Annotated in this window: 15 protein-coding genes; 12 read left to right on the top strand and 3 right to left on the bottom strand. The window is 68.0% G+C overall.

Translation table 11 applies throughout. The annotated features are described in order from the left end of the window. Window positions 1–2: 2 nt before the first annotated feature. Window positions 3–1,313 carry an AI-2E family transporter gene (locus FHJ30_RS12565; RefSeq protein ID WP_139029616.1) on the bottom strand — a complete coding sequence of 437 codons (1,311 nt, stop codon included), beginning with the start codon at window positions 1,311–1,313 and terminating at the stop codon, window positions 3–5. Between the two features lie 191 nt (window positions 1,314–1,504). Between FHJ30_RS12565 and FHJ30_RS12560 the strand changes: the two genes are divergently transcribed. From FHJ30_RS12560 to FHJ30_RS12525, 8 genes are all read left to right on the top strand, one after another. Next, window positions 1,505–3,208: a hypothetical protein gene (locus FHJ30_RS12560; protein ID WP_171059017.1), complete on the top strand. Its 1,704-nt coding sequence runs from the start codon at window positions 1,505–1,507 to the stop codon at window positions 3,206–3,208. 53 nt (window positions 3,209–3,261) lie between these two features. Next, entirely contained in the window at window positions 3,262–4,269 is a 1,008-nt protein-coding gene (locus FHJ30_RS12555) for a tetratricopeptide repeat protein (protein ID WP_139029615.1), read from the top strand. Beyond that, a complete protein-coding gene (locus FHJ30_RS12550) occupies window positions 4,269–5,366 on the top strand; it encodes an NADH:flavin oxidoreductase/NADH oxidase (protein ID WP_139029614.1) in 1,098 nt (365 codons plus the stop codon). Before FHJ30_RS12555 ends, FHJ30_RS12550 begins: the two co-directional genes overlap by 1 nt. Window positions 5,367–5,512: 146 nt before the next feature. Beyond that, on the top strand, window positions 5,513–6,331 hold the full coding sequence (locus FHJ30_RS12545; protein ID WP_139029613.1) for an ABC transporter ATP-binding protein: 819 nt from the start codon (window positions 5,513–5,515) through the stop codon (window positions 6,329–6,331). After that, entirely contained in the window at window positions 6,313–7,884 is a 1,572-nt protein-coding gene (locus FHJ30_RS12540; RefSeq protein WP_139029612.1) for a transporter, read from the top strand. Before FHJ30_RS12545 ends, FHJ30_RS12540 begins: the two co-directional genes overlap by 19 nt. Before the next feature lie 19 nt (window positions 7,885–7,903). After that, window positions 7,904–8,686: a glucosamine-6-phosphate deaminase gene (gene nagB / locus FHJ30_RS12535; protein ID WP_139029611.1), complete on the top strand. Its 783-nt coding sequence runs from the start codon at window positions 7,904–7,906 to the stop codon at window positions 8,684–8,686. A gap of 120 nt (window positions 8,687–8,806) precedes the next feature. Next, on the top strand, window positions 8,807–9,148 hold the full coding sequence (locus tag FHJ30_RS12530; protein ID WP_139029610.1) for a DUF3039 domain-containing protein: 342 nt from the start codon (window positions 8,807–8,809) through the stop codon (window positions 9,146–9,148). Further along, entirely contained in the window at window positions 9,148–10,929 is a 1,782-nt protein-coding gene (locus tag FHJ30_RS12525) for a DEAD/DEAH box helicase (protein WP_139029609.1), read from the top strand. Before FHJ30_RS12530 ends, FHJ30_RS12525 begins: the two co-directional genes overlap by 1 nt. Before the next feature lie 20 nt (window positions 10,930–10,949). Here the strand turns inward: FHJ30_RS12525 and FHJ30_RS12520 are convergent, their stop codons facing one another. Together FHJ30_RS12520 and FHJ30_RS12515 are read right to left on the bottom strand one after the other, a co-directional pair. Further along, window positions 10,950–11,585 (bottom strand): isochorismatase family protein, encoded by a 636-nt coding sequence (locus FHJ30_RS12520; RefSeq protein WP_139029608.1) that lies wholly within the window; start codon window positions 11,583–11,585, stop codon window positions 10,950–10,952. A 9-nt stretch (window positions 11,586–11,594) separates the two neighbouring features. Next, window positions 11,595–12,923, bottom strand: coding sequence for a nicotinate phosphoribosyltransferase (locus tag FHJ30_RS12515; RefSeq protein ID WP_139029607.1), 1,329 nt, complete (start codon window positions 12,921–12,923; stop codon window positions 11,595–11,597). A gap of 81 nt (window positions 12,924–13,004) precedes the next feature. Between FHJ30_RS12515 and clpS the strand changes: the two genes are divergently transcribed. The 4 genes from clpS (at window position 13,005) to FHJ30_RS12495 (ending at window position 15,863) form a co-directional block, all read left to right on the top strand. After that, window positions 13,005–13,388 (top strand): ATP-dependent Clp protease adapter ClpS, encoded by a 384-nt coding sequence (clpS, locus tag FHJ30_RS12510; RefSeq protein WP_139029606.1) that lies wholly within the window; start codon window positions 13,005–13,007, stop codon window positions 13,386–13,388. Then, window positions 13,381–13,947 carry a DUF2017 domain-containing protein gene (locus FHJ30_RS12505; protein WP_139029605.1) on the top strand — a complete coding sequence of 189 codons (567 nt, stop codon included), beginning with the start codon at window positions 13,381–13,383 and terminating at the stop codon, window positions 13,945–13,947. Before clpS ends, FHJ30_RS12505 begins: the two co-directional genes overlap by 8 nt. Window positions 13,948–14,070: 123 nt before the next feature. Beyond that, the gene (murI, locus tag FHJ30_RS12500; RefSeq protein WP_139029781.1) at window positions 14,071–15,069 is read left to right on the top strand and encodes a glutamate racemase; all 999 of its coding nucleotides are present in this window, start codon (window positions 14,071–14,073) and stop codon (window positions 15,067–15,069) included. Beyond that, window positions 15,066–15,863 carry an MBL fold metallo-hydrolase gene (locus tag FHJ30_RS12495; RefSeq protein ID WP_139029604.1) on the top strand — a complete coding sequence of 266 codons (798 nt, stop codon included), beginning with the start codon at window positions 15,066–15,068 and terminating at the stop codon, window positions 15,861–15,863. The genes murI and FHJ30_RS12495 overlap by 4 nt, the downstream gene beginning before the upstream one ends. The last annotated feature ends 32 nt before the right edge of the window (window positions 15,864–15,895 follow it).

Here is a 15,895-nt window from a genome sequence, read left to right as displayed (position 1 = left end):
GCTTAGTGCTGGTCCTGCCTGACGATGTAGATCTCCCTGACCAGCAGCAGGACGGCAGCAGCCGTGGGGATGGCGATCAGTGCGCCGAGCACGCCCAGCAGGCTGCCGCCGGCAATGACGGAAATCACGGCGACGGCGCCGGGGACCGCCACGGCTTTCTGCATGATGCGCGGCGAGATGAAGTAGGCCTCGAACTGCAGGTAGGCGAAGTAGCAGATCCCGTAGACCGCCGCCACCTGCCAGCCCTCGGTGAGCGAGACCAGCAGCACCACGATGCCCGCGATCATGCCGCCCACCAGCGGGATGAAGGCGAGCAGGGCCACCACAAAGGCCAGCAGCAGGGCGAAGGGGATGCCCACGATGGTCATCACGATGAAGGCGAAGGTCGCGTTCAGGAGGGCAACCACCGCCTGGCCGATCACGTAGTTGCCCACCGAGCGGGTGATTTCCTCGGACAGGGCTTCAACGCGGTGCCGCCGGGAGCGCGGCGCCAGCCGGTAGCCCCACTTCTTCATCGCGGGCAGGGCGGCGAGGAAGTAGAGGCTCAGCACCAGGACAATCAGGGTGCCGAAGAGGCCGTTGGCCACGGTGGAGCCAAAGCCCACCACGCCTCCGAAGATTCCGCCCATCGCGGCAGGATCGTTCACGAACTTCTCCAGTTCCTCCGTGACCCGGTCGCGCACGCCGAACTGGTCGTCCAGGCTGCGGAAAAAGTCGGAGTCGATGAAGTCCCGGATCCACACTGGTGCCTGCTCGACGATCTGGGTGACCTGCTCCACGATGGTGGGAATGAGGGTGGCAAAAAATCCGACGACGGCGCTCACCAGCACCGTGACGGACACCAGGATTCCGGCGGGGCGGGGGATCTTCCGGCTTTCCAGCCAGCTGACCACAGGTTCCAGGCCCAGCGCGATGAACAGCGCCGCCACAATCCACAGCAGCAGCTGGGTGGTGTTGGAGCCAATCCAGTAGACCAGCAGGGCAAGTCCGACGCCCACCGTCCCCATGAAACCCATGTAAAGGGGATGCTGCGGCGAGATCCGGGGGCCTGGGCTGCCAAACTGCGGCTGCACGGTGCTGTCCTGTGCTGCCTCTTCCCCGTTCTGGCGGGAGTACTCCGGCGGCATTTCGAACCGAAGCCGGGGCTGGGCACCCGGCAGCGGCTGGCGCAGGCGGTGGAGCAGCAGCCCGAGTGCGGCCGCCGCGGGCCTCTTCCGGCGGGCAGCTGCAGTAACCTGCGGAGCGGCTGCCGGCGGCTGCCCACCCCCCGGGTTCTCTGGCGCCGCGGAGGATTCGTCCGTCTTGTCAGTCACTGGTTTTAAGGGCCTGTTCCGTAGGTGGCACCGCGTCCGCGGGCCGGTGTGATGATCATCGCAAACACTATCAGCAGCCTTGTCAACAGCAGCGGAACAGCCCGGCTGCAGGTGCGCTGGAGGTCCCCCGGGAAGCCCCGATCCGGGCCTTCCATAACAAAACGGATACTATTGATAGGAAACCCCCGCTGATGATAGGTGTTCCCTTGCGTTTAAAGACTGCAGTCGCACTCGTGCTGCTCGGCCTCCTGACACTTCTGGCCGGCATCGGCCAGAGAACCATCTGGGCCCCCGCCGAGACTTTTACGGCAACCGCTCCGGCGGATGCTGCCGAAGCGCCGCTGACCGTGATCGACCAAAAGCTGCGCACCCTTCACGGCGGGACCGTCAAGATCACCATTGAGGGCGACGGTAACTTCCTCCTGGCAGCAGGCCGGCCGGACGACGTGGACGCGTGGGTGGGCCAGACTGCGCACAACACCATCACCGGCGTCTCCGCGGACGAGAAGTCGCTGCAGGTTGAACACGCCGACGGCGAAGCCACCGCACCCAACCCCGCCGGCTCGGACCTGTGGGTTTCCACCGAGAACGCGAGCAGCGAGCTTGAGTACTCGTGGACCGCGCCGGCGGACGGCGACTGGGCCCTCCTGCTCGCCTCGGACGGAACCAAGCCCGCGCCGGCCACCATTTCCATGACGTTCCCCAATGACACGTCCACGCCCTGGGCCATCCCGCTGATCGTTCTCGGCTCGCTGCTGATCCTGGGCGGAATCGCCCTTGCCCTGCTCTCCGCCCGCAAGCGCAACGGCGAAGGGGACGGCAAGGGCAGCGGCTTTGCACAGCGCGCCCGGGCCCGCAAAGAGGCAGGGTCCTCCCGGGTCACCATGGCGGCCGCCGGCATGGTGGCTGTTGCAGTCGTGGCCGGAACCGGTGCCGCCGCAAGCGCCACCTCGCCGGCGCCTTCCGCGGACCCGTCTGCCGCTGCTTCGCCTGCCGCGCAGGAGCAGTCCGGTTCACCCGTGCTGCTGGATGCCCAGTTCCGCAGGATCCTGGAGCAGGTCTCCAGTGCCGTTGACGCCGGCGATGCCGCAAAGGATGCGGCCAAACTCGCGGACCGCGTGGGTGGCACCGAGCTTGAAGTCCGCACCCAGAACTACAAGATCCGCTCCCAGGTGGGCTCCTACGAGCCACGCATGCCGGTCCGCTCCACCAAGCTGCTCACCACGGTGGTGACCAGCGACCGCGAGTGGCCGCGGTCCGTCATGGCCGTGACCCAGGGCGATGGCAACGTGGTGCCCCAGCTGCTGACACTGGTGCAGCCCTCTCCCCGAGAGAACTACAAGCTGGTGGAAACCAACCCGCTGCAGCCCGGAACCACCTTCCCCACCATCAACCGGGACGGTACGGAGACCCTGGCTGCCGGCGATAAGACCGGCCTGCTCTACAGCGGCGAAGAAGCCATGTCCGGCCTTGCCGACCGCCTGACCTCCGCTGATTCCGCCTACAAGGACAAGCTCGTGGAAGGGGAGTCCTCGCCGTACATTGCGGACACCCTGTCCTACCAGGCCGAGGTGGTGAAGGCCGGCGAGAACGGCAACTTCTCCTTCACCCACAAGGTGGCTCCCGAAAACACCGTTGTGTTCCGGACGGCAGACGGCGGCGCCCTGGTCCTGGGCAGGATCAATTTCGGCTTCGAGGGAACCCCCAAGGCCTCGGGTGACAAGCTCACCATCGGTGACGATGCCGCAGCCCTGGCCGGCGGCAAGGAAACCACCACCGGCATGGTCCTGAGCTTCGCCGAGTCCGTGGCCGTGTACGTGCCGCCGGCAGGGTCCACCGACCCGATGAAGCTCGTCGCCGCGACCCGCGGCCTGACAGGGGCAAGCTTCAAGTAACCCCGGTTCCGGCAGTAGCCCCGGCAGCGGCCGGAGTGGCTAGAGTGGAAAGCATGAGTTCGCCAGCTTCCCGCCCAGTCCCTCCTGCCGCTGCCAACCTGCTTAACCTGCGCGGCGCCGTCGACCTTTCCACGCTGAAGCAACGCCCGGCGTCCCCCGCCGGGACCGGAACGCCCCAGCCCGCCGCACCCGGTGGCGCCGCGGGAGCGGCCCCCGGCGCCCCCGGCTCGGCCCCTAACGCTCCGGAACTGAAAGTCAACGTCACCGAAGGCAACTTCCAGCAGTTGGTGGAGCTGTCCGCGCAAGTGCCGGTTGTTTTTGCGCTGTGGGCCTCCTACTCGCCCGAGTCCGCAACCATGCTGGACGTCCTGGAGCGGGTGGTGGCAAGCTACGGCGGCCGCCTGGTCCTCGGTGCCGCTGACATCGAGGCGTTCCCGCAGCTGGCCCAGGCCTTCCAGGTGCAGGCCGTGCCCACCGCGGTGGCCGTCCTCAAGGGCCAGCCCGTACCGCTCTTCCAGGGCGGCGCAGACGAACAGCAGGTCCGGAGCCTCTTCGACGAACTGCTGAAGGTGGCGGCGGCGAACGGCGTGACCGGCAGCCTGGGCGCCGGTGCCGATGAAGACGACAGCCCCGCGCCCCTGCCGCCGCTGCACCAGGCAGCCTATGACGCCATCGAGGCGGAGGACTACGCCGCCGCAGCGGAGGCGTACCGCCAGGCGCTGGCCGCGATGCCCGCGGACCACGAGGCGAAGGCCGGCCTGGCCCAGGTGGAGCTGATGGCGAGGCTGCAGCCGCTGTCCGCGCAGGACAGCGAAGCCCTGCGGGCGCTGGCAGCCAACGAGCCGGACAACCTTGAGGCGCAGCTGGGCGTGGCGGACCTGGACGTGGCAGGCGGCCACGTGGAGGATGCCCTGAACCGGCTGGTCACTTTTATCGGCAGGAACTTCGGCCCGGAACGTGAAACTGCCCGCGTCCGCCTGCTGGAGCTGTTCGACGTGGTGGGTGCCTCCGACGAACGGGTGGCCAAGGCACGCCAGGCGCTCGCGCGGGTCCTTTTCTAGTGCCGGCGCTGTTCCAGCCGCTGCAGCTCCGGGGGCTGGAGCTGCAGCACCGGGGCTGGGTTTCGCCCATGTGCCAGTACAGCTGCGATCCCGACGACGCCCCCGGGGTGCCGAATGACTGGCACCTGATGCACCTGGGGTCCTTCGCCGCCGGCGGCGCAGCGCTGATCCTCACCGAGGCTGCCGCCGTCAACGCCGCGGGCAGGATCAGCCCCCGGGATGCCGGCCTGTACAACGACGCGCAGGCCGAAGCCTGGCAGCGGATCACGTCCTTCGTGCACCGGCACGGCCCGGCAGAGGCCAAGATCGGCGTGCAGTTGGCCCATGCCGGCAGGAAGGCCTCCACGTACTGGCCCTTTTCCGGCAGGCAGGGCAGCGTGCCGGAGTCCGACGGCGGCTGGGCCACCGTGGGCCCCTCGGCGTCGGCCTTTGACGGCTATGCCGTTCCCGCCGCCATGACAGAGGAACAGATCCAGGGGGTGGTGGGCGACTTCGCCGCCGCCGCCGGGCGTGCGGTGGACGCAGGCTTTGACACCATGGAAATCCACGGCGCCCACGGGTACCTGCTGCACCAGTTCCAAAGCCCGCTGATCAACACCCGCAATGACCAGTGGGGCGGGAACGAAGCCGGCAGGAACCGCCTGATGCTCGCAGTAGTGGACGCAGTCCGGGCAGTCATCCCGGAATCCATGCCGCTGCTGTTGAGGATCTCAGCCAGTGACTGGGCAGAAGGCGGTGTGGACCTGGCCGCCTCCGTGCGCCTGGCCCGGCAGGCCGCTGACCACGGGGTGGACCTCATTGACGTTTCCAGCGGGGGTGCCGTGGCCCATCAGCAGATCAAGGCCGGCCCCGGCTACCAGACCGGTTTCTCCGCCGCCATCCGCAAGGAAGCCGGAGTGGCCACCGGGACCGTCGGCCTGCTGACCTCGGCCGGACAGGCTGAACACGCCGTTGCCACCGGACAGGCTGACGGCGTCCTCATTGCCAGGGCAGCGCTGCGCGACCCGCACTGGTGGCTGCGGGCCGCCTTTGAACTGGGCCACGACATTGCATGGCCGCCGCAATACGAACGCGCCGTTCCGCGGCGTTCCTTCTGATGTCCGGTTCCAGGGCGGCCCGCCCGTAGCAGGAAGGCGCCGCACCTGGAAGGCACTGCAGCTGGAGGGCAGTACAGCATAAGGCGGCCCCACTTACTGCCCCGCGGGAGGGCCCGGAGGGGTGGGCTGAGGGCTACGCTGGCTTCATGACTGCTCCGCAACCCGGCCCCGTGCAGCCACCGGGCCCGGCACCCCATCCCGGCCCGGAACACCTGCCTGCCCTGTCCATCAGGGGCCTGGCCAAGCGTTTCGGCGGCAAAATCGCCGTCGACGGCCTCAGCCTCGACGTGCCGGCAGGTTCCTTCTACGGGATTGTGGGCCCCAACGGCGCCGGCAAGACCACCACGCTGTCCATGGCCACCGGCCTGCTGCGGCCGGACTTTGGAACAGCGGTGGTCCACGGCGTGGACGTATGGCAGCGGCCGCTGGAAGCCAAACGGCTGATGGGCATCCTGCCGGACGGGGTGCGGCTGTTCGACAGGCTGACCGGAGAGCAGCTGATCACTTACGCCGGGCTGCTGCGGGGAATGGACAAGGATGTTGTGGCCTCCCGCGTAGCGGACCTGCTCGCGGCCATGGACCTGCAGGATGACGCCGGGACGCTGGTGGTGGACTACTCCGCCGGCATGACCAAGAAGGTGGCGCTGGCCTCCGCCCTGATCCACGCGCCCAGGCTCCTGGTCCTGGATGAACCCTTCGAGGCAGTGGACCCCATCTCCGCGGCCAACATCCGCTCCATCCTGGACAGCTACGTCGCCTCCGGGGGCACTGTTATCGTGTCCAGCCACGTCATGGACCTGGTCCAGCGCATGTGCGACCACGTGGCAGTGGTGGCCACCGGCCGGCTCCTGGCCGCGGGAACCGTGGACGAGGTCCGCGCCGGAGCAACGCTTGAGGACCGGTTCGTCCAGCTGGTTGGCGGCCGCAGCCACACGGAGGGGCTGGAATGGTTGCGCACCTTCTGAGGCTCAAGCTCACCCTGCTGCGCAACGGCCTGCGGCGCAGCCCCTGGCAGCTGGTGGGCATGGCCTTCGCCGGACTCTATGCTCTCGGCCTGGTGGCGACGCTGGTGGTGGTCCTGGTCCTGCTGCGGAACGCGCCGCACGAACTCGCCTACGCCGCCGTGGTGCTGGGCGGATCCGCTGCCATCCTGGGCTGGGGGATTGTGCCGGTGGTGGCGTCCGCGACCGACATGACCCTGGACCCCGCACGCTTCACAACCTTCGCCATCCCCATGAAGCAGATGCTCGCAGGGCTGGCATTGGGCGGACTGATCGGAATTCCCGGAGTGGCCACCTCCCTCGTTGCCCTGGCAACAGTGGTGACGTGGTCCCGGGCCGTCCTTCCCGCGCTCGCCGCCTTTGCCGGAGCAGTGCTGGGGGTGCTGACCTGCGTGGTCATCGCCAAGGTGGTCACAACCGCTACGGCCAGCCTGGCGGCGTCACGGCGCTTCAAGGACGTCAGCGCCATCGCGTTCATGGTGCCCCTGGTCCTGATGGGACCCATCGTGGCCGGAGTGGGCCAGGGCATCTCCTCGTCCGCAGGGTTCCTTCCCGGCTTTGCCCGGGCGCTGTCCTGGACACCGCTCGGAGCCCCGTGGTCCATTGCCGGCGATGCCGCCGCCGGCCAGCCAGGCAAGGCAGCATTGAAACTGCTCCTTTCCACGGCAACACTTGCCGCCCTGGCGTGGGTCTGGAAGCTGCTGCTGGAGCGCGCGCTGGTGACCCCTCCCTATGCGGGCGGCGGGAAGCGGAAGGCCGGCAAGCTGGGGCTGCTGGGGGTCCTGCCGCCGGTCCCCGCCGGCGCGGTGATGGCCAGGTGCCTCACGTACTGGTTCCGGGACCCGCGGTACTCGGGCTCCCTGGTGGTGATCCCGCTGCTTCCCGTGGTGCTGCTGTTCCAGGGCAGCCAGACCGGGGAATACAGCAGCCTGGCTTCCCTCGCCCCGCTGTCCGCATTCATCCTCGCCTGGTCCATCTCTGCCGACGTGTCCTACGACAGCACCGCCTTCGCCCTGCACCTGGCCACGGGCGTCCGGGGCGTGGCGGACCGGCTGGGCCGCGCCTTGGCCTGCCTGGCGTTCGCGCTGCCCGTCGTGCTCGTGTTTGCCGTGGGCTACTCCGCTCTCACCGGGAAGTGGGATGCCCTGCCCGGCCAGCTGGGCCTGAGCCTGGGCGTCCTGTTCACCGGGCTGGGCCTGTCCTCGGTGGTCTCCGCACGGTACACCGTGGCCGTTCCGCTGCCGGGCGACAGCCCGTTCAAGAAACCGCCCGGCAACGTGGGGCAGACCCTCGCGGTGCAGTTCGGCGGCCTGCTGGTCCTGATGGCCCTGGTCCTGCCCGAGGCCGTCCTCATGATTGCCCAGCTGGTCACCGGCAACAGCCTCTTCGGCTGGATCAACCTCGCCGCAGGGACTGTTCTGGGGCTGGGCCTGTTCGTGGCAGGAGTCCGGCTGGGCGGAAAATGGCTGGATGCCCGTGGCCCCGAGCTCCTGGCACAGGTGGCCGTCAACCGCTGAAAACTTCGGAAGGAACAGCATGGAAGTAGTCATCCTCAACGGCAGCAAGCAGATCGGTAAACTCGCCGCTGACGCCATCGAGGAGCTCCTGCGGCGCAAGCCGGGCGCCGTCCTGGGCCTGGCCACGGGCTCGTCCCCGCTGCCCGTCTACGATGAGCTGGCCGCGCGGCACGGGCGGGACGGCTTGGACTTCAGCCGGGCGCAGGGATTTGCCCTGGACGAATACGTTGGCCTCCCTGCCGGCCATCCCGAGTCCTATCGGGAAGTCATCCGGCGCGAGTTCACCAGCCGGGTGAACGTCGCCCCGGAAAACGTCCACAGCCCGGACGGCACAGCCACGGACATCCCGGCCGCGTGCCTCGCCTACGAGGAAGCCATCGCCGCCGCCGGCGGGATCGACCTGCAGCTGCTGGGGGTGGGTACGGACGGCCATATCGCGTTCAACGAGCCCGGGTCCTCCTTCGCCTCCCGGACCCGCATCAAGAGCCTCATCGAGCAGACACGCCGGGACAACGCCCGGTTCTTCAGCAGCCTGGCCGAGGTCCCGCACCATGTCCTGACCCAGGGCCTCGGAACCATCATGGACGCGCGGCACGTCATCCTGCTGGCAACGGGCGCGCGGAAGGCCCAGGCGGTCCGTGACTTCGTGGAGGGCCCCGTCTCGGCCATCTGCCCAGCGTCGATCCTCCAGTTCCATCCGCACGCCACCGTCCTCCTGGACGAGGCAGCCGCCTCGGCCCTGAAGCTGGCGGATTTCTACCGCCACACCTATGACAACAAGCCCGCCTGGCAGGGCCTCTGACCGCGTGCTGACGGCCGGTGACCAGCCAGGGTGCCGCGGGGAAAAGTACGACGGCGGCCGGTTCCGGGCGGCGCGGCGGCAGCCTTCGGCGTCGAACGTGCGGCCGCCGGAACGGCTAAGATGGTTCGCATGACTAGCATGACGGACCCTCTCGAGAACGACCCGATGCGCGAGCTTTCCGGGGCTGGATCGTCCACAGCCACCATTGAGCGCGAGGAACTGCGCCAGGAAGTGGAACCCGGGGACCGGGAGCGCTTTTCGCACTATGTGCGCAAGGAAAAGATCATGGAGTCCGCGCTGACCGGGGAGCCTGTCATCGCCCTGTGCGGCAAGGTCTGGACGCCGGGCCGGGACCCGCAGAAGTTCCCGGTGTGCCCGATGTGCAAAGAGGTCTATGACGGCCTCCGCCCGGGCAACGACGGCGGCAAGGGTCCCGGAGGGGACTCGGGCAACAACAAATAGTGACGGAGACGCTCTTTGGCGGCCCCACCCTGCCACCGGCCTACCCGGAACGCGCAGCCTGGGGAACCGCCCCGAAACTCCGTGCCTGGCAGCAGGAAGCGCTTGACCTCTATCTGCGCAACAGCCCCCGCGACTTCCTGGCGGTGGCAACCCCCGGAGCCGGTAAAACCACCTTCGCCCTCCGCGTTGCGTCCACGCTCATCGACTCCGGCGCCGTCAACCGGGTAACCATCGTGGCGCCCACCGACCACCTCAAGCGCCAGTGGGCGGATGCTGCGGCCAGGGTGGGCATCGCCATCGACCCCAATTTCAAGAACTCGGACGGCCAGCACGGCCGCGGCTTCATCGGAGTGGCCGTCACCTACGCGCAGGTGGCCAGCAAACCGCTGCTCCACCGTGCCAAGACCGAGGCTGCGCGCACCCTGGTGATCCTGGACGAGATCCACCACGGCGGCGAGGCCCTGTCCTGGGGCGACGGCCTGCGGGAAGCGTTTGACCCCGCGGTGAGACGGCTCTCGCTCACCGGTACGCCGTTCCGGTCGGACACCTCGCCCATCCCGTTCGTGGAGTACGCCGAGGACCGGGACGGGATCCGCCGCTCCAAGGCCGACTACACGTACGGCTACGGCAACGCCCTGCGAGACCACGTGGTCCGCCCGGTGATGTTCATGGCCTATTCGGGGCAGATGCGCTGGCGGACCAGTGCCGGTGAAGAGATGGCGGCATCGCTGGGGGAAGCGGCGGTCACCAAGGACATCACCTCGCACGCGTGGCGGACCGCCCTCAATCCTGCCGGTGAGTGGATCCCGGCTGTCCTGGCCGGCGCGGACAAGCGCCTCAGCGAGGTCCGGCGCACCGTCCCCGACGCCGGCGGGCTGGTGATCGCCACGGACCATGAGGACGCGCGGGCGTATGCCGGGCAGCTGAAGAGGATCACCGGGGAATCGCCCACGGTCATCCTGTCCGACGACGCCAAGGCATCCAGCAAGATCGAGGAGTTCACAGCCAGCGAGAAGCGCTGGATGGTGGCCGTCCGCATGGTGTCCGAAGGCGTTGACGTGCCCCGGCTTTCCGTGGGCGTGTACGCCACATCAACCTCAACGCCGCTGTTTTTTGCCCAGGCAGTGGGGCGGTTCGTGCGTGCCCGCAAGCGCGGGGAAACGGCGTCGGTCTTCCTGCCTTCGGTGCCGCAGCTGATGGCTTTGGCCAACTCCATGGAGGCGGAACGGGACCATGCCCTGGACCGCCCCGAGAAGGAGGACGGCGACGGCCTCTTCAATCCCGAAGACTCGCTTATGGAGGAGGCCAACCGCGAGGAGAAGGCCTCCGACAGCCTGACCAAGGGCAAGTTCGAGGCCCTGGACTCGCAGGCGTCTTTTGACCGCGTCCTGTTTGACGGCGGCGAGTTCGGCACCGGCGGCGAGGTGGGGTCCGACGACGAAATGGACTTCCTCGGCATTCCCGGCCTGCTGGACGCCGAACAGGTGGGCACGCTCCTCCGGCAGCGCCAGCACGAGCAGCTGAACCGGAAAAACCGGAAGGCGCCGGCTGCAGCTGAAAGTGCGGCGCCCGCCGTCCCGGACCACCGGATGCTGATGGACCTCCGGAACGAGCTGGCCAAGAACGTGGCAGCCTGGTCAGCCCGGACGGGGACCCCCCACGGCGTGGTGCATACCAAGCTGCGGACCGTGTGCGGCGGGCCGCCCGTTGCGCAGGCAAACGAGGAGCAGCTTCAGTCCCGCCTGCGGAAACTCCAGGACTGGTTCATCGGCCGCAAGTAGGGCCGCGCCGCCAGGGACGGTCAGGCGACGTCCACGCCGCCGAGTTCCATTTCGGCCACAGCGTCCTCCAGGTCCTCTGCTATCCCCGCGGTCAGGGACCGGAGGACGGTGACCGAGTAGCCTGCCTGGACGGCGTCCAGGGCGGTTGCCATGACGCAGTAGTCGGTGGCGATGCCCACCACCACAACGTCCTCGACGTCGTGGCTTTGCAGCCAGTCATCCAGTCCGATCGCGTCCTCGTCCGGGGCGAATTTTTCGGCGTCGCCCCCGGGCAGGGCGCCTGGCTGGCGTTCTCCGGTGGGCACTGCGTCTTCGGGGGCCAGCAGGCCCTCAAACCCGGAGTAGGCGGCGGCGAACTGGCCTTTCTGGAAATACGCCTGGATGTACTCGGTGTCGAGGTCCGGATGGAGTTCGGCGCCCCGGGTCCCGGCCACGCAGTGCGGCGGCCAGCTGTCCTTGAAATCCGGTGTGTCCGAGAAGTGCGCGCCCGGGTCGATGTGCCAGTCCTGGGTGGCCACGATGTGGTCGAACTCGCCGTGGTGGGCGTCCACGTAGTCGCTGATGGCGCCGGCCACGTCCGCACCGCCGGAAACGGCGAGCGAACCGCCCTCGCAGAAATCGTTCTGGACGTCGACGATGATCAGTGCGCGGGACATCGGTTCTCCTCAGTTTTCGTCGTACAGGGTAGGGATAGCAGCTTCGCCGCGCTGCAGGCGGTTAACCACCGGAGGCAGTTCCGCCATGGAATCCGCGTGGCGCTGGCGGGCACGGAGCACCCCTTCATGGCCGGTCCAGCCCGGCAGCAGCTCCCCGTTCTTCATGAACTGCTGCAGCAGGGGGCGGTCATTGCCGTCATCCTCCGGCGGGCGCCCCACGCCCACCACTTCGGCGGTGGCGATGCCGCGCTGGTCCAGCTTGCGCAACGCGTACTTCCGTCCGCCCACGCTTGCCTTGTTCTTGGCAGCCTTGGCAACGGAGACGAAGTTCCCGTCATCGTCCGTGCGGCTGACCAGTTTGTAGACCATGCTGGCCGTGGGGGCGCCGGAGCCGGTAACCAGGGAAGTGCCCACACCGTAGGAATCCACCGGGGCGGACTGCAGCGCGGCGATGGCGTACTCGTCGAGGTCCGACGTGACCACAATCTTGGTGTTCTCGTTGCCAAGGTCGTCCAGAAGGCGGCGCACCCACTGGGCCTGTGCCACCAGGTCCCCGGAATCCAGCCGGACCGCTCCCAGCCGGGGACCCGCAAGGTCTACTGCCGTGCGGACGGCCGCTTCGACGTCGTACGTGTCCACCAGCAGGGACGTCTGGTCCCCAAGGGAGGCAATCTGTGCCTCGAACGCGTCGCGTTCGGTGTCGTGCAGGAGGGTGAAGGAGTGGGCGGCGGTGCCCACCGTCTTGATCCCGTAGCGGATGCCTGCTTCCAGGTTGGACGTGCTGTCGAACCCGGCGATGATGGCCGCCCTGGCGGAAGCGGTGGCCGCTTCCTCGTGCGTGCGCCGTGAGCCCATCTCGATGCAAGGCCGCCCGTGCGCCGCGCTGACCATGCGCGACGCGGCAGAGGCGATGGCACTGTCGTGGTTCAGCACGGACAGGAGGTAGGTTTCCAGCATGCAGGCTTCAGCGAAGGTGGCTTCGACGATCAGGATGGGGGAGTTGGGAAAATACGCTTCACCCTCGGGGTAACCCCAGATGTCCCCGGAGAAACGGTAGGAAGCAAGGTATTCAAGGGTCTGCGTGTTGACCACCTTGGTGCGCTCCAGGAACTCCAGTTCGGCTTCCCCGAAGCGGAAGTTGGCGATGCCCTCGAGCAGCCGTCCCGTGCCTGCCACGATCCCGTAACGCCGGCCGTCAGGGAGGCGGCGGGCGAATGCCTCGAACACCGACTTGCGGTGCGCGGCCCCCGAATGGAGCGACGCCTGCAGCATGGTCAGCTCGTAGTGGTCGGTGTAAAAGGACGTGCGGGGATGGTCCCAGCCGGCTGAGGTACTCACGAAAGTCACTCTAGTCCCCGCCGGCTCCCACGTCTCGCTCCGCTTCGCGGCGCCGGCCCGTCCTCCCCATAGAATGGACAGATGACCATTAGCGTTGCGCCCGGCCCTGATACACAGGAGGGCACCCGGACCGGAACAGCGGAATCCACCGATTCCCTGACCGCGCCGGACATCCCCTGGAACCTGGTGATCTGGAACGATCCCGTCAACCTCATGAGCTACGTGAGCTACGTTTTCCAGAGCTACTTCGGCTACTCGGAGAGCAAGGCGAACAAGCTCATGATGGAGGTCCACAAGAAGGGCCGCTCCATTGTTGCCTCCGGCAGCAAAGAGCAGGTGGAGCGCCACGCGGTGGCGATGCACGGATTTGGCCTGTGGGCAACGGTGGAGAAGGCCAGCGGCGGGGACGGCGGCAACTCCCGCAAATCCGGCGGACCGGGCCAGGGCAAGGGGAAACGTGGCTAAGGCATTCAAGTACGGACTCAAGGGCATTACCGGCTACCTGGAACCCGCAGAGCGGGACCTGCTGCGCAGCCTCATCAGTGACGTCATCTCCATGCTCCAGCCGGAGGAACGGTCCGGGCAGGACCCGCTGGCGGCACTGATCGGCCTGGACATGGACGTTGCCGAGCCCGTGGACAGGGCCGTCAAGCGGCTCCTTCCGAACGTCATGAAGGACGACGCCGGCGCGTCCCTTGAGTTCCGCCAGCTCACCGAACGGTCGCTGCGGGAGACAAAGATCGGCGCCCTGCAGGCGGCCGCCCTGGACCTCGACAAGGACGAGATCGTGCTGACGCCCGAAGGGGCGCGGCATTGGTCCATGGCGCTGAACGATGTCCGGCTTGTCCTGGCCGAGCGGCTGGACATCCAGGACGAGGAGGATGCCGAACACGTCCACCTCATGCAGGACTGGTCCCAGGCCGAGGACGTGGAAAGCTATTTGGCGCTGGTCTACAACTTCGCCACCTGGCTCCAGGAGTCCTTGGTCCAGGCCATGCTGCAGTCCCTGGACGCCCGCCGGTGAGCGGCGCCGGCCGTTCCCCGTCCCCGCGCTGTGACACATTAGACATGAGCTGCTGGCCACAAGATCATGGCTGGGGCTGCAGGGAAGCCCTATCCTCGAATAATCATGAGTAGAGCCTCGAGCATGGACCCGCCAGCCGACGCTGCAGCGGGGTCCGAAGCCAGCGACTTCCCTGCCGCCGCCGTGGAGTCACGGCCCATCGGTGTGTTCGATTCCGGCGTGGGCGGCCTGACGGTGGCCCGGTCCATCATCGACCAGCTGCCCAACGAGTCCATCCTCTATGTGGGGGACACAGCGCACGGACCGTACGGACCGCTTCCCATTGCGGAGGTGCGGGCAAACGCCCTGGGCGTGATGGACGAACTGGTGGACTCCGGCGTCAAGCTGCTCACCATTGCCTGCAACTCGGCGTCGGCCGCTGTCCTGCGGGACGCCCGGGAGCGCTACACGGCCAAGTACGGCATCCCGGTCATCGAGGTCATCCAGCCGGCAGTGCGCCGTGCCGTGGCCGCGACCCGCAGTGGACGGGTGGGCGTGATCGGCACGTCTGCCACGGTGGGGTCGCGGGCCTACGAGGATACGTTTGCCGCAGCTCCCGATCTTGCGATCACCTCCGTGGCGTGCCCGGAGTTCGTCAGCTACGTGGAGGCCGGCATCACCACCGGACCGGCCCTGCTTGCCGTTGCCGAGGAGTACCTCGCTCCGCTCAAGGACGCCGGGGTGGACACCGTGGTCCTGGGCTGCACCCACTACCCCTTGCTCACCGGCGTCATCTCCTACGTCATGGGGGCGGACGTGACCCTCGTGTCCAGTGCCGAGGAGACCGCCAAGGACGTCTACCGCGCCCTGGCCACCCACAACCTCCAGCGCACGGACGCAGTGCCTCCGGAGCACCACTTTGTGGCCACCGGCGACGCCGGCCAGTTCGAGGCCCTGGCCAGGCGTTTCCTGGGGCCCGAGGTGCTCTCCGTCCGGCATGTGGACCATGTGTCCGCGCAGTACCCCACCGGCAGCCTTGCCCGGATCACGCCCGAGATGATCGCCGCCGCCCAGAGCGCTGCGTCGCGGCCGCGGATCTCAAACTTTGTCGGGACGTCGGCCACCGGGGGTCCGGGCCAGTGAAGCTCACCATCGTCGGCTGTACCGGCTCGTTCCCCGGCCCCGGGTCACCGGCGTCGTGCTACCTCCTGACCGCGAACGACGGCGAGCGGACCTGGAAAGTGGTCATGGACCTGGGCAGCGGGGCGCTCGGTGCCATCCAGCGGTACACCGACCTGGAGGACATCGACGCGATCTTCCTGACCCACCTGCACCCCGACCACTGCATGGACCTCTGCGGCCTGCACGTGGCCGTCCGCTGGAAGCCCGGCGGCTGGGGCAGGGGACGGATCCCGGTCTGGGGACCGGCCGCCACGGCGGACCGGATGGCAACCGCCTACGGCCTGGAGCTGGACCCGGGAATGCGCGAGGAGTTCGACTTCACCAACTGGGCCGAGCGCGAGCCGGTTACCGTGGGTCCCTTCACCGTGACCCCCTTTGCCGTGAACCACCCCGTGGAGGAGGCCTACGCCCTGCGGGTGGAAGTGGTGGAGCCGGACAAGGAAGGCAACATCGTCTCCCGGACCCTGACGTACTCCGGTGACACCGATTCCTGTGCCGGGCTTGAGGAAGCCGCCAAGGACGCCGACCTTTTCCTGTGCGAAGCTGCGTTCGAAGAAGGCCGCGACGACGGCATCAAGGACGTCCACCTCACCGGCAAGCGTGCCGGCGAGGCAGCCGCGGCGGCGGGGGCACGCCGGCTCCTGCTGACGCACATTCCGGTATGGACGTCCCAGACCACCGTGATGGCCGAGGCCCGGCCCGTGTTCGGTGGCGACGTTGCGGTGGCGGTTGCCGGAGTCCACTACACCATCTAGGCGCCTTGAGGCAGGGCCAGCGTCGGGGGCAG

It is taken from the genome of Arthrobacter sp. BB-1 (assembly GCF_006151685.1).
Taxonomy (GTDB): domain Bacteria; phylum Actinomycetota; class Actinomycetes; order Actinomycetales; family Micrococcaceae; genus Arthrobacter.
Note: the sequence above shows the minus strand (reverse complement) of the source record. Positions and strands in the feature narration are given on the sequence as shown.